Source organism: Flagellimonas nanhaiensis (assembly GCF_003382275.1).
Lineage (GTDB): Bacteria > Bacteroidota > Bacteroidia > Flavobacteriales > Flavobacteriaceae > Flagellimonas > Flagellimonas nanhaiensis.
The window spans coordinates 1,158,933-1,173,857 of record NZ_QTJX01000001.1 but is presented as its reverse complement, the minus strand read 5'-3'; the positions used below and the strand labels follow the sequence as shown (position 1 = coordinate 1,173,857).

Sequence of the window (14,925 nt, the reverse complement as noted above, 5' to 3'; positions counted from 1 at the left end):
ACATTTTTTTTAGAATTAAGGCAATCCCTTTTGGTTATCTTTCACTGCTAATTCAACCTAAAATTCATTGTATGAAATTACACTATCTTAAATTCTGCTCTTTTCTTCTTTTAACCCTTACTTTTCTATTTCAAATTCAAGCCCAAAAACCAGATTCAACTACGTTCAGTGGATTGGAATTTAGGAGCTTGGGTCCTGCTTTGACCTCTGGTCGTATTGCAGATATAGCAATTCATCCCAAGGATGAAAGTGTTTGGTATATTGCTGTTGGTTCAGGAGGAGTTTGGAAGACCATCAATTCTGGTACAACCTGGAAACCAATTTTTGACAAACAAGCTACTTATTCAATTGGCTGTGTTACCGTTGACCCCAACAATCCTAGCACCGTCTGGGTTGGTACAGGGGAAAATGTAGGAGGAAGGCACGTAGGATTTGGAGATGGTATCTATGTTAGTCACGATGAAGGAAAAACTTGGAAGAACATGGGGCTTAAAAAGTCCGAACACATTTCCAAGATTATTGTACACCCAGAAAATTCCAATATTGTTTGGGCTGCCGTTCAAGGCCCGCTTTGGAGTAAAGGTGGAGAACGTGGTCTATACAAATCCGCAGACGGAGGAAAAACCTGGAACAAAACACTGGGTAACAATGAATGGACCGGTGTTACCGATTTGGTGATGGACCATACAGACCCGAATACTATCTACGCTGCTACTTGGGATAGACATCGCACTGTGGCTGCCTACATGGGTGGGGGACCTGGCTCTGGAATCCATAAAAGTATAGATGGTGGGCAGACCTGGACTAAATTGACCAATGGTATTCCAAAATCAAACCTTGGAAAGATTGGATTGGCTATTTCACCTTTCAACAATGAAATAGTTTATGCGGCCATTGAGTTGGATCGTAAAAAAGGTGGTGTCTTCATGTCATCAAACCAAGGGGCATCATGGAGCAAGCAATCCGATGCCGTTTCCGGAGGTACAGGACCACACTATTATCAAGAACTGTATGCATCTCCACATCAAAATGGAAAATTGTATTTGATGAGCAACACCGTACAAGTCTCCAATGATCACGGTAAGCATTTTGAATTCATGAACGAAGATAAAAAGCATGTGGACAGTCATGCCATGGCATTTAAGAAATCCGACCCGGATTATGTACTTTTTGGAACTGATGGAGGTTTGTATGAATCATTTGACCTAACCAAGACATGGAGGTATTTTGGAAATCTTCCACTTACCCAATATTATAAAATTGCTGTTGATGACGCTGCACCATTCTATAACATTTATGGAGGTACGCAGGATAATGGTTCTCACGGAGGACCTTCCAGAACAAAGAGTAGTTTAGGCATTCTAAATTCTGATTGGTGGATTACCTTGGGAGCAGATGGACATCAATCGGCTACCGAACCTGGCAACCCGGACATTACCTATGGTGAATTTCAACAAGGTTGGCTATGGAGAATAGATCAGACCACTGGCGAGACCGTGTACATACAACCACAACCGTCTGCTGGAGAACCTCATGAAAGGTTTAATTGGGATGCTCCAATTTTAGTGAGCCCACACAACCCAAAACGCCTTTATTTTGCTTCTTACCGTGTTTGGAAATCAGATAACAGAGGGGACGATTGGACCGCAATTTCTTCGGATTTGACAAGAAATGAGGAAAGATTGGCATTGCCCATTCTGGGTAGACAGCAAAGCTGGGACAATCCTTGGGATGTTGGAGCAATGTCCAACTACAATACCATAACATCACTTGCAGAATCTCCTTTGCAGGAAGGACTGATTTATGCCGGAACTGATGATGGAATCCTTCAGGTAACCGAAGATGGCGGTAGTAGCTGGAGAAAAATAATGTTGGGTAGCATAAAAGGAGTGCCCAATAGAGCTTTTGTCAACGATGTTAGGGCGGACCTCTATGATGCCAATACAGTTTATTTGGTACTGGACAACCACAAAGAGGGTGACTTTAAGCCCTATCTACTAAAAAGTTCAGACAAGGGAAGAACATGGACCTTCATGAATGGTAACCTTCCTAAAAAATTGATTGCCTGGAGAATCGTTCAGGATCATGAAAAGAGAGGTTTGCTGTTCGTTGCTACGGAATTTGGGGTTTACTTTACCCAAAATGGTGGTTCTAGTTGGACAAAATTGGATGGTGGCCTACCAACTATTTCCTTTAGGGACATTACAATTCAAAGAAGGGAAAATGATTTGGTAGCAGGTTCTTTCGGACGGGGAATTTATGTATTGGACGATATGTCCGCATTAAGGGAAGCTGATGCATCAACGTTGGCTAATCCAACCCTGTTCAAAGTAAGACAGGCATATTGGTATATGGAAAAAGACGGTGTATATGGACAAGGTAACTCTCAGTATGTAGCGGACAACCCTCCGTATGGAGCTACGTTTACCTATTACCTTCCTGAAAAACTAAAAACCCTGAAGGAATCCAGAAAAGAGAAGGAAAAAAGTCTCAACAAAGCAAAAAGCAATGTCTCCTTCCCAGGTTGGGATGCTTTGGAGGATGAGACCAATCAGGAGAAACCTGCGATTGTTTTGTTGGTGAAAGACGGCAATGGCAATGTGGTTAATACGGTAAGCGGAAAGAATAAGAAAGGATTCAATAGAGTTTCTTGGGATCTAACCTATGCGAATAGAAGCGGGATATCCCTGGATGCATCGCCAAGGGGAGGGGACAACTTCCTAGGTTCACCCTATCTGGCTACTCCAGGAAATTACTCCGTGGAACTTTATCAACGTCTAGATGGAGAGCTAAAACTGCTCTCAGGACCTCAAACTTTTGAGGTGAAACCCCTTTCAAAAGGAGCTTTACCTTCCAAACCAACTTCCGAAATTGATAATTTTAGAAATCAGTTCCAGGATTTCCAGCAAGATTTGACGGCAACTACACATGTTTTAGACAATCATCTATTAAAAGTAGACGCCATGAAACGCGCAATGGACGAAGCTCAAAGACCCACAGCAGCACTTTCTTCTAAGATTTACGCGGCTAAGCAACAGTTGTTGGAGATCAACAAGCAGCTTAAAGGAAATCCGGCCAAAAATGAAATAGGGGAACGAAATTCGCTATCTGCACAAGATGGAACTTTTATTGGAATTGTTGCGTTGCGGAACACCTATGGACCTACAGGAAACCAAAAAGCGGCTTTCCAAAGAGCTTCAAAACAACTGCAGGATCTTAAAAAGGAGCTTACGGTATTGGTAAAGAATACTATACCTGGACTAGAGTCTGAGCTCAAAGCGGCCGGCGCACCTTGGATTGAAGGTCAAGGTTTGATAGAAGACTAGTCTTTTTATGAACTCTGTATCAATGATTATATTCCTTTTCATGTTTTCGGTGTTTGGGCTATCCGCCCAATACACCGAAGCTGATTGGGAGGACAGGGATACGTGGATGAAAACAGATTTTTTGTTACAAATGGCCGGAGTAGAGGCCGGGCATAAAGTAGCTGATATTGGTTGTCATGAAGGCTATTTAAGTATCCGTCTTGCTGAAAGAGTACGTGATAATGGCAGGGTTTATTCCGTTGATGTGCGCTCCGACCGTCTTGAAAAACTTCGTACAAACGCAAACACGAGAAATCTAAAGAACATCGTTACCATTTTAGGAGATTACGACGATCCTAAACTACCTGAAAGGGAATTGGATTTTGTTTTTATTATCGACACATATCATGAAATGGAGTCGTACAATAAAATCTTGGGACATGTGAAAAAATCCCTTAAACCTGGAGGTAAATTGATGATTCTGGAAAAACTAAAGGATTGGGTCAGGAATAAATCACGGAAGGAGCAAGTAGCTTCGCACTCCCTAGGACCCGAATATGTCCGTGAAGAACTGGAAGAAGCCGGTTTTTCCTTGATCTCAGAGATACAGGACCATGGTGACTGGGAGAAAGAAAACAATAAACAGATGTGGGTTATTCTGGCAGAAAAACCAAAATAATATTATCCCTTAAGGTCTTTTTGTGTAAACAAAACTTTGGATGCCAGGCAAATCTTCACCAACATCGTTCACCAGGGTTCCGTTTAAGATGCTAAAGGTGCCCAACACACTACTTCCGGAGAAAACAACCTGTGCATTGTTGGCCGTCCAAGTACCCGATACTGATGTGGAACCCGAGCACTGTGCAATAAATTGGCCATTGGTCAATTCGGTAACGGTAATGGTCGTTTGTTCATAACTGTACGATAGGTCGCCGTCTATCAACAAGGTGCCTGAAATGCAATCTACTTCATCCACAAGGTTGGCAGATGATGTGCCATCCATATCTACATCCTGAGCTGAACTCACGTTGACTTCGGTTAAATCCCAAATGCCTGCAACATCCAGGTTAACATTTTGAGCGTTTCCACCATCATCATCGCTACACGAGACGGCAAGTGACAAAAGTGCTGTTAACAGAAAGATATTCCTTAGGTTTTTCATAGCTGCAAATTTTACTATTGTAAAATAACACAATTCCGACCAAAAATTTTTAAGTGATCTGTTATTTTATCGATTAAACATTAAAAAAAGTACTAAAGCAATACAGCTTACGTTATTGGAGCGTAACCCAAAACTAAACATTATGAACAGACTGCTGTATAATTTCTGCTCCGTGGCAATGATTGGTCTTGCGCTATTCTTCATACAATCCTGTAGTGAAGATGCAAAAGCATTGGAAGATGATGCGCAACTTTCCCAAACAGAATTAAGGACAATTTTGGAAACTGATGAAATTTCTGGCGTCGCAGATAACGCATTGGCGGAACTTTTTGCCAACAATTCTATATCCGGAAAGTCCATCAATACCAACGAATGCTATACTGCAGAATATTCAGAAACCGGTTTTGTAGCCACATTCAACAATTGCGTGCTCAACGGAACTGATAATGTGAATGGAACCTTGACCGTAACCTATGAAATGAGCAATGAAACCATTTCTTATATAGCTGCCTATGAAGATTTTTATGTTGGTACCATAAAAATAAATGGGACCCGTAGTTTTACCATAAATGGTGATCTGAATCAGAACATGATTTCTTTTTCAGTAACCAGTGCTATTGAGGTGGAGATGGAAGATGAAAGCATAATCACTGAAAACGGGACCAAGACCTTTGGTTTTTCTTTTAGTGAAGATTTAGAGAATACCCAATTCACCATTGCTGGTAATTGGACAGTGGTTTATGATGGAAATACGTATTCCATAGAGACAGTAAATGATTTACAAGGTTCGCTTACTTGTGAATATTTGACCACAGGCAGCATGATCGTTGAAAAGAATGGACTTGAGATCACTGTGGATTTTGGAGATGGAGAGTGCGATGACCAAGCTACCGTAATCTACCCTAATGGCGCAACAGAGGAGATAACGCTATAACAAAACCTGCTATGAAATTGTAAGGCACCGATTTTATCGGTGCTTTTTTATTTTTAAGAAAGATAGTTTCCCTAAATCTGCCAATATTTTCTTTTACTGGTTTGGTTATATTTATGGAATTGATTTTGACAGTATGATTAAAGAGATTGTGCAAGCGCAGAACGCTTTTTTTGACACCCAACAAACTAAGGATGTTGCTTTTAGAAAACAGTATTTGAAGAAGCTGAAAAGGGAAATACTTTCTCAAGAGGATGCTATTTGTGATGCACTTTATGCTGATTTTAAAAAACCAAAGTTTGAATCTTTGGCCACGGAGACCCAAATGGTGTTGGCTGAATTGGGTACTGCCATAAAGAATGTGCAGTATTGGAGCAAACCGGAAAGGGTAGAGGGGTCTTGGACCCATTATCCGTCTTCGGATTGGATTTATTCAGAGCCTTACGGTAAAATATTGATTATTTCTCCTTGGAACTATCCCTTCATGTTGACCCTTGCACCTTTAATAGGCGCGTTGGCTGCAGGAAACACTGCTGTCCTAAAACCATCAGAATTTAGTTCCAATACCTCAAAAATTATAGCACAGATAATTAAAAACGTCTTTCCGCCAGAATATGTGACCGTAGTGGAAGGTGGGGTATCTGTTTCTCAAGAGCTTTTGGCTCAACGTTGGGAATATATCTTCTTTACTGGAAGTACTAATGTGGGTAAAATCGTGTACAAAAGCGCTGCTGAGCATTTAACACCGGTGACATTGGAACTCGGGGGAAAGAACCCGTGTATTGTGGATGAAACAGCTTCTATTAAGCTGGCCGCTAAACGAATAACCTGGGGAAAACACATCAATGCCGGCCAAACTTGTATTGCTCCCGACTATATCTTGGTTCACACTTCCAAGAAAGAAGCGTTGACAGAAGCTTTGAAGCAAAACGTTGCACGATTTTATGGGGAAGATGTTCAAAAATCCGCTGACTTTGCACGTATCACTACCGAGAAGCATTACTTAGGACTCAAAAAGATGCTCGAAGGGCAGAAATTGCTATTCGGGGGACAATATAATGATGATGAACGCTACCTAGAACCCACTTTGGTAGATGAACCTGATATGGGCAGTACTTTGATGCAAGGAGAAATCTTCGGGCCAATATTACCTATCATTTCATATGAAACCGATGAAGATTTGCACAGGTATATTTCCCATTATGAAAAACCGTTGGCGCTCTATGTGTTTTCCAACAATGGAAAATTCAGCGAGCGAATCATAAACAAATATGCCTTTGGTGGCGGAACCATTAATGACACCGTTGTACAGATCAGTAACAAGAAATTACCGTTTGGCGGTGTGGGTCACTCCGGTTTTGGGGGATATCACGGGAAACATTCCTTTGATTTGTTCTCCCATAAAAAAGGTGTGGTAAAAAGGGCAACTTGGTTGGATGTGCCCTTGCGCTATGCACCTTATGGCATTCCAGAGCGATTTATAAAACTCTTTAAATACTTATTTTAAATGTTATACTTATTATAATCAAAAGTTAAACACCTAGGAAATAACAGTATTCCTACTATATCTTTAAGGAGATTGATTAAGTAACCTAAAATTGCAGTATGAATACGAAAAAAAACAAATACCAGATTTTGGTATTATCCGACCTTTCTCCCGATTCTAATATTTCTCTTCTAAATGCCGTAGAGCTTGCCAGGACAATTAATGCGTCTGTGGAAGTTCTTCATGTAAAGGCTCCTCTTGATGTTGTAAAGGGCGATAACCAGTTATCTGCCATTCGCACTATCCACAAAGACAACAGAAGTACAGAGTCTAGGCTTCGGTCACAGATTGAAGACGTAGTGGCAAAGGCAAATATAGCCGTAGCCCACAAAATTGCCTATGGTAATGTAAAATCAACCATTAAAAATTACTTGTCCGAAAAACAACCAGATATCGTAGTCCTTGGAAAACCCCAAACTGTATTGGGAAAACTATTGGACAAAGGAGTCACGAATTTTGTGCTTAACGAGTGCAATGTCAATGTTCTTATTTCTGGAGATGAAATCAAACAAGGAGGGTTTAAAGATCTTTCACTTGGCTTTTATGGTAGGAGTATTTCTGATATGAATCAATCAGAACTTCTGGATGACCTAAACAAGCAAACTACTAAACCCTTACGAATGTTCAGTGTAAATGATGGGCAAAACGCATCTGAAGAAAATAGTACCGAAGGTGAGAGAAGGAATATAGTTTCCTATGTTTTCTCAGAAGGTAAGAATGCTCTTGAAGGAATTGTTTCCTATGTCAAGAAAACCAATACTGAGTTGTTTTGTATTTCATCGGAGAGTGCCAAAGGAATTGGTCTTATGCCTAACACTACCAAACAAATGGTTAGGCGTTTGAACATACCCATCTTGGTGATGCGCTAAAATAATCTAGTAACCATTAGTAGTATTTCCCCTGGTCGTTTAGTCTTAAGTTGATGTGAATTAATTTTTTAAAGACTTAGTTGATTAAGATATAATTTCTTGTTATTTTTATATGTTCAAACATATGAACATAATAATATGAATATAGACCATACAAGTTCTGTTCCTTTACATGCGCAGGTAGAGCAGCTGTTACGTGAGCTTATTAAGGAAGAACGATACATTCAGGGAGAACCCTTGCCCAAAGAAGTCGATTTGTCCAAACTATTGGGGGTGGCAAGAAATACCATTAGGCAAGCCACCAATAAATTGGTCTATGAAAATGCTATTGTAAGAAAAAAGGGGGTAGGGACTTTTGTGGTGCCCAACAGTCTTAGCACCAAACTAGACAATTGGTCCAGCTTTACTGCGGAAATGACCCAAATGGGAGTACAGCTCAAGACTTACAGGATGGAAGCCTCTTTTGTAAAAGCAGATGTTGAACTTTCCAAAGTATTAAACATTAAAGAGGACAAGGAAGTTCTTGAACTTACTCGGTTGCGAGGTGATGAAGATGGCCCCTTCGTTTTGTTTTATTCATACTTTCATCCGAGGGTGGGATTAACGGGCAAGGAAGATTTTAGCAAACCGCTTTATCAAATACTTGAAACAGATTATGCTACCCGTGCAGTTACCTCTCAAGAAGAGATCAAGGCGATAGCTGCCGATGAATTTCTCTCACAAGAACTCCAAATACCATTTGGAGCACCATTGCTTCTAAGAATCAGAAAAGTACTCGACCCCGGAAACCGAATTATTGAATACAATCTGTGCTATTACAGAAGTGACAAGTTCACCTACACCATTGATATCCATAGAAACCAATGAGTGAACAAAAAAGAAAAACCACACAGTTCCTTGTTCCGGATTCCGTAATGGCATCAGATAAGGGACGCTACGACATATACCCTTGCTTTAAACTTGATGCCGGCCAAATTCATATCGGATATGAGCAGTTGGCATCGTACATGCTCAAGCATAAAACCATTGTTATTGATGGGTATGTAGGTGTGTTCTGGGATGATTTGTGTAGTGGGCTCAACTCATATTTCAAGAAAAAGGGAATCCATGTTCGGTTTCATGATGTTGCTTCGGCCTTAAAGGAGAGCTCCCAAATAGATGCTTTAATTGAACCGTTTTTAGGAGGAAATGACCCAATTTTTGGTACAAGAACCTCGCTAGATATTCTTGATTTCTTTAACAAGCAAGATTTGGAGGCCATAGTTCCCGACCCGGAAGCTCAGCTTAATATAATTTACGGACCTGGGGCTGCCTTGTGTCAATGGAATGCTCCATTAGTTTATGTGGACATCCCTAAAAACGAGCTTCAATTTAGAATGAGGGCAAAGGCCATTGCCAATCTTGGTGCTGAAAAACCATTGGACAACCCCAAAGAGATGTACAAACGCTTCTACTTTGTGGACTGGATTGTACTCAACAAGCACAAACAGCAGTTGGCAAACCATATTGATGTGTTTGTGGATGATCAAAAACCACAACAGCCTATGTGGACCAAAGGGGAAGCTATGCGAACTGCTCTAAAGGAGATGAGTCAAAATTTCTTTAGGGTCAGGCCATGGTTTGAACCAGGGGCCTGGGGAGGAACTTGGATGAAGGACCAGATTCCAGGGTTAAGCCAAGATGTTCCCAACTATGCATGGTCTTTTGAGCTCATTACCCCAGAAAATGGATTGTTATTGGAGGACGATGGCAAAATATTGGAGTTGTCTTTCGATTTCTTGATGTTTCAAGAGTACGAAAACGTACTAGGAGAGGCTGCGAAGTATTTTGGATATGAATTTCCAATCAGATTTGATTATCTGGACACCTTTGATGGAGGAAATCTGTCCATTCAAGTACACCCACAACAAGATTACTTTGTAAAAGAGTTTGGTGAGAATTTCACTCAGGATGAATGCTACTATATTCTGGACGCAAAAGAGGATGCCAAAGTCTATTTGGGTTTCAAAGAGAGAATAGAGCCTGCCAAGTTTAAGAACGAACTAGAAACAAGTCAAAAACGTGGCAATGTAGTGGAGATAGCCAATTATGTCCACTCCATGAAGGCGGAAAAGCATGATTTATTCCTTATTCCAAACGGCACCATTCATGGTTCTGGAAAGAATAACATGGTTTTGGAGATTAGCGCTACGCCCTACATTTTCACTTTTAAATTATATGATTGGTTACGGGTTGATTTGGATGGAAAGCCAAGGCCCATCAATATTGAAAGGGGCTTTGATAATTTGGACTTCACCCGCACGGAATCAGTAATAGAAAGAGAGTTTATCTCCAAACCTCAAATAATCAATCAAGGAAAAAATTGGAAGATAATCCATTTACCAACCCATAAAGAACACTTCTACGAAGTGTATCGATATGAATTTGAGGATACAATGGAAATCAATACGAACAATCAATGTCACGTGCTTTCAGTTGTGGAAGGTACTTCCGTAATGCTGGTTACATCCAAAGGAATAAAACAACGGTTCAATTATGCTGAAACCTTCGTGGTTCCTGCTGCGTGTGATTCCTACAGCTTGATCAATGAGGGAGAATTGCCTTGCAAGGTGGTGAAAGCATTTGTGGATATCGGAAAAATACAATTCCAAAGGAATTGAAAAACATACTGTTTAAAATATCAACTGCAAAAACACTAAGAAATGGAAAGGAACAGGTTTAACTTTAAAGTGTATACACTGCTTGTATGCATATTCACATTAACTAATACGATTACGGCTCAAAAAGATTATTTTGCCGGTTATGATGAGGCAATAGCAGGAACAAACTTTGCCTATCACTCACCAAACTCCTCCAGTGATCAAGCTTTATTACTAAGGGCTGATAAAAATTTTGACGCCTTGGAGTGGAAAACGGAAGCAATTCCGCAGGATTATAAAAACAAGACAGTTTCCTTTATTTGGCTCTATGCCTTTGACGTTCGGCCAGATGCAAAAACATTCCATTTATCTGTGCAAGGAAACAAATTGCTCTCTTTTTCAGGTCCCACCAACAATGATGTTGAAGATGTGGAAATCCAAGGAGCCAATAAGAGCCGACTTGTTTTTAGACGTACCATGGAGGACCGACATGGAGATCAAATGGGTTTTGCCATTTTAACGCTTCCTACCAAAACCATAGAAAAAGGAAAACCTGTAACTATTAAAGTTAGCGCTACGGACGCTCAGAGCAATGCTTGGTATATGACCTATAAAGTTGCTCTAAGTGATAAGTCTTCTGCCTTTCAGCTGAATACTGTAAGCAAAAAGGATGGCGATTTATTCAGTACCATCCGATTTAACATCATTCATCTAGGGCCACCCACCAGTGTGGACATTATGGTGGACAATGACCAAAAACAGTTTCCCTTGAAACCGGGATTGAATGAACTGGATTTTACAATCCCTAGGGTTCAACAGCCTTCGACTGCAGTAGCAAAAATAACCAGAGGCAATAGGGTAGAGGAAAAGGTAATTGACTTAAAACCGGTAAAAGAATGGACAGTTCATCTGGTTCAACATAGCCATACAGATATTGGATATACCCGACAGCAATCTGAAATCCTGGCAGAACACCTAAGATATATTGATGATGCGTTGGATTTTTGTGACCAAACCGATGATTATCCTGAAAATGCAAAATTTAGATGGACCTGTGAGGTTTCATGGACGGTCAGGGAATATTTAAACAGTCGCCCAGCTGAACAAGTTGAGCGATTGCTCAGGCGAATTCGTGAAGGTAGGATAGAGGTGACTGGGATGTTCTTCAATTTCTCCGAAATTGTGGATGAGACAGCCCTAGCAATTCAAACACAGACTATAAAACAATTCAAGGAGCAAGGAATAGATGTCACTGCTGCAATGCAGAATGATGTGAACGGGATTGGTTGGTGCATGGTAGATTTCTATCATGACACTGGAGTAAAGTACCTTACCATGGGGCAACATGGACATAGGGCACATGTTCCGTTCAACAAGCCAACCTCGTTTTGGTGGGAATCCCCATCGGGAAACAAATTGCTTGCCTTTAGGAGCGATCATTATATGCACGGGAATACTTTGGCACTTACTTCAGGAAATATGGATGTGTTCCGTAACAATTTATCAGAATATCTATTTGACCTAGAATCCAAAAACTATCCTATGGATAGGGCGGCACTTCAATTCTCGGGCTACCTAACAGATAATTCGCCTCCATCAACAAAAGCTTGTGATATTGTGAAAGCATGGAATGAAAAATACGAATGGCCCAAGCTCAAGCTTTCTTTGGATAGTGAGTTCATGGTGTATTTGGATAAGAATTATGGGGAACAGCTGGATACGAAAAAGGTGGCGTGGCCAGATTGGTGGACCGATGGCTTTGGCTCTGCCATGAATGAGACCAAGACAGCAAGAAAAACTCAGGCCAATATGATAGCCACTATGGGGTTGATGACCATGGCCCAGGCTTCAGGTGCCAAAATTTCAGAAGAAGTGCTCAACGACATGTATCAATGCTATGACAACCTGTTGTTCTATGATGAGCACACCTTTGGAGCGGACGAAAGCATCTCCAATCCTGACGGGGAAAATTCCATAAACCAATGGCGGCAGAAGCTATCCTATGTTTGGTCTGCCAACCAACAATCCAATTTGTTGCGAGAAAAGGCAATCGGCTTGATTCAACCTTATGTAAAAAAATCAAAGGAACCTAGCATAACAATATACAATACACTCAACTGGGAACGTTCCGGAGCGGTGGAAGTATATATCGACCATGATAAACTGCCACTTGATAAAGAGGCAAAAATTGTAGATGAAAATGGAAATGAGGTACCTGCACAATTACTAAGAAGTAGAAGTGATGGAAGCTATTGGTCCATTTGGGTCAAAGATGTTCCTCCGCTTGGATTTACCACATATAATATTGAAGTAAATGACAATCCACTTAAGAAAAAAGCGGAGGAGGTACCCGCTTCCAATATTTTTGAAAATGACTTTTATAGAATTACGTTAGACCTTTCCCAAAACGGAATTGCTTCTATGTACGATAAGGTATTGCAGCGTGAATTGGTTGATAAGGGCAGCACATACAAGTTGGGAACTTTGATTTACGAGCTTTTGGCAGATCGCCGTGAAATGGAAAGATTAACCTACCAGCTGAGAGATACCGTTTACAAACCCCTCAATAAAGAAATTTTGACCTTGTCCGATTTGAAGGTTACCGGAAGCAAAAATGGGAGTATTTGGAAAAGCCTTTTCCTTAATGGACAGATTCCTAAATGTGCAGATGAAGAAGGATTGGATATTGAGTTGAGGCTTTACCATCAAACCAAAAAAATGGAGCTTCTGTATAGAATGAAAAAGCTTGAAAACACCAATGCGGAAGGAGTGTTCATTGCATTTCCGTTCACCTCTCAAAATGAAGGTAAGCTTTTGTTCGAAGTACAGGGAGGTGTAGTAGAACCAGGGGTGAACCAACTGGAAGGTACTGCATCGGATTGGAATACCGTGCAAAATTTTGCAACTGTAAAGAGTAATGATAGTCAGATAGTTTTCTGTACCGGGGATGTGCCTTTGGTACATTTTGGTGGAATCAACACAGGGCGATACTATTACAAGCGCCCATTGCCAAACAGCCATATTTTCTCTTGGGTATTGAACAATTATTGGGTGACCAATTTTAAGGCAAGTCAAAAGGGAGAGTTAAAGTGGAAGTACCAAATTACTTCCTCAGAAGACAATTCCTCGTCATTTGCAACCCGATTTGGAATAGAAAATCGTGTTCCCATGATTGCACGGGCCTATTCGGCCGGAACGGAGAAAGGTTCCAAACAATCTGCAGAATCTATAATTGATCTCAATTCACCCAAAAACCTGTTGTTGGTTAACTCTAGACCTTTTGAAGATGGAAAAGGAATCTTATTGCAAGTACGAGAAACTGAAGGAAAATCTGCAGTGTTGGATTTGGCCAAGGTTTTGAACAATCCCAATATTACTTCGGCAAAAGAGGTCAACAGTTTGGGAGAAGAAATACAGGAGCTACAAGGTTCGGTTAAAATGGAGCATTTTGAGACAAAGTTCATTGTTCTGGAGTTAAAATCTTAGTAAAATGGCATAACTATAAGAGGGTAGAAGTGGAGCGATTAACCTAACGGGGCCTTGATTCTATTGTAAATGATGTATTTAATCTTTACATTGCTTATATGAACAAGCATGTACACCGGGAGATTACACCATTATCACAAGATGATAGTTTTTTGGTTTTTGACAGGGTCAAATCACACTTTGATTTCCCTATCCACTTTCACCCGGAATATGAGCTTAACTTTATCTGGAACGGCAAAGGTGTCCGTCGGATAGTGGGGGACAGCATGGAGGAGATTGACAATATTGAACTTGTATTGGTAGGACCCAATCTAGAGCATGGGTGGCAGACCCACAATTGCAAAAGCGATAAAATCTACGAGATCACCATTCAGTTCCATAATGACCTGTTTGATGAAAAGCTGCTCTCAAGAAGAATATTTAAGTCCATAAAAGAACTTTTACAACGTTCCAATCGTGGGGTGCTTTTTTCCAGCAAAACAGCTAAAGATTTGAAAACAAGAATCTTGTCTCTTTCTAAAATAGACAACATGGACTATTTTATGGAGTTGTTGTCCATATTACAGGATCTTGCCACGTCTAGGAATCAGGTACAGTTATCCACCTATAGCTCTTCCATGAACGATGTGTTTGAAAACAGTGACCGTATTAAAACGGTCTATGATTACATACATCAAAATTTTGGACGGAAAATTACCCTTGCGGAGATTTCCGAATTGGTGAATATGAGCCCAGTGACCTTTAATCGATTCATTAAAAAACGTACTGGCCGCACCTTTATTGAATATACCAATGAGACCAGAATCAGTTATGCTTCAAGATGGTTGATTGAATCAAACATGAACATTGCTGAAATTAGTTACAAATGCGGGTTTAATAACATTGCCAATTTCAATAGGATTTTCAAAAAGATCAAGAAATGCACCCCTAGTGAGTTCAAAGAAGAGTTTGAGGGAATCAAAAAGGTGCTTTAGCCTAACAGTTTAA

The 14,925-nt window shown here is 40.5% G+C and carries 10 protein-coding genes; 9 read left to right on the top strand and 1 reads right to left on the bottom strand.

Annotated features, from left to right (window positions below; genetic code table 11):
• Window positions 1-71 precede the first annotated feature (71 nt).
• The gene (locus DX873_RS05320; RefSeq protein WP_116183824.1) at window positions 72-3,326 is read left to right on the top strand and encodes a WD40/YVTN/BNR-like repeat-containing protein; all 3,255 of its coding nucleotides are present in this window, start codon (window positions 72-74) and stop codon (window positions 3,324-3,326) included.
• Between the two features lie 22 nt (window positions 3,327-3,348).
• Window positions 3,349-3,984 (top strand): class I SAM-dependent methyltransferase, encoded by a 636-nt coding sequence (locus DX873_RS05315; RefSeq protein ID WP_232520864.1) that lies wholly within the window; start codon window positions 3,349-3,351, stop codon window positions 3,982-3,984.
• A gap of 9 nt (window positions 3,985-3,993) precedes the next feature.
• Here DX873_RS05315 and DX873_RS05310 read toward each other — a convergent pair whose 3' ends face one another.
• Entirely contained in the window at window positions 3,994-4,467 is a 474-nt protein-coding gene (locus DX873_RS05310) for a hypothetical protein (protein ID WP_116183458.1), read from the bottom strand.
• Window positions 4,468-4,609: 142 nt separating this feature from the next.
• Here DX873_RS05310 and DX873_RS05305 point away from each other — a divergent pair, with 142 nt between their 5' ends.
• The 7 genes from DX873_RS05305 (at window position 4,610) to DX873_RS05275 (ending at window position 14,912) form a co-directional block, all read left to right on the top strand.
• The gene (locus DX873_RS05305; protein WP_147296608.1) at window positions 4,610-5,401 is read left to right on the top strand and encodes a hypothetical protein; all 792 of its coding nucleotides are present in this window, start codon (window positions 4,610-4,612) and stop codon (window positions 5,399-5,401) included.
• Window positions 5,402-5,534: 133 nt separating this feature from the next.
• Window positions 5,535-6,905, top strand: coding sequence for an aldehyde dehydrogenase (locus tag DX873_RS05300; RefSeq protein WP_116183456.1), 1,371 nt, complete (start codon window positions 5,535-5,537; stop codon window positions 6,903-6,905).
• A gap of 98 nt (window positions 6,906-7,003) precedes the next feature.
• Window positions 7,004-7,813, top strand: a complete 810-nt coding sequence (locus tag DX873_RS05295; RefSeq protein ID WP_116183455.1) for a universal stress protein — start codon at window positions 7,004-7,006, stop codon at window positions 7,811-7,813.
• Window positions 7,814-7,951: 138 nt separating this feature from the next.
• The gene (locus DX873_RS05290) at window positions 7,952-8,680 is read left to right on the top strand and encodes a GntR family transcriptional regulator (RefSeq protein WP_116183454.1); all 729 of its coding nucleotides are present in this window, start codon (window positions 7,952-7,954) and stop codon (window positions 8,678-8,680) included.
• Window positions 8,677-10,473 (top strand): class I mannose-6-phosphate isomerase, encoded by a 1,797-nt coding sequence (locus DX873_RS05285; RefSeq protein WP_116183453.1) that lies wholly within the window; start codon window positions 8,677-8,679, stop codon window positions 10,471-10,473. Before DX873_RS05290 ends, DX873_RS05285 begins: the two co-directional genes overlap by 4 nt.
• 42 nt (window positions 10,474-10,515) lie before the next feature.
• On the top strand, window positions 10,516-13,938 hold the full coding sequence (locus DX873_RS05280; protein WP_116183452.1) for a glycoside hydrolase family 38 N-terminal domain-containing protein: 3,423 nt from the start codon (window positions 10,516-10,518) through the stop codon (window positions 13,936-13,938).
• A 98-nt stretch (window positions 13,939-14,036) separates the two neighbouring features.
• Window positions 14,037-14,912, top strand: coding sequence for an AraC family transcriptional regulator (locus DX873_RS05275; protein WP_116183451.1), 876 nt, complete (start codon window positions 14,037-14,039; stop codon window positions 14,910-14,912).
• The last annotated feature ends 13 nt before the right edge of the window (window positions 14,913-14,925 follow it).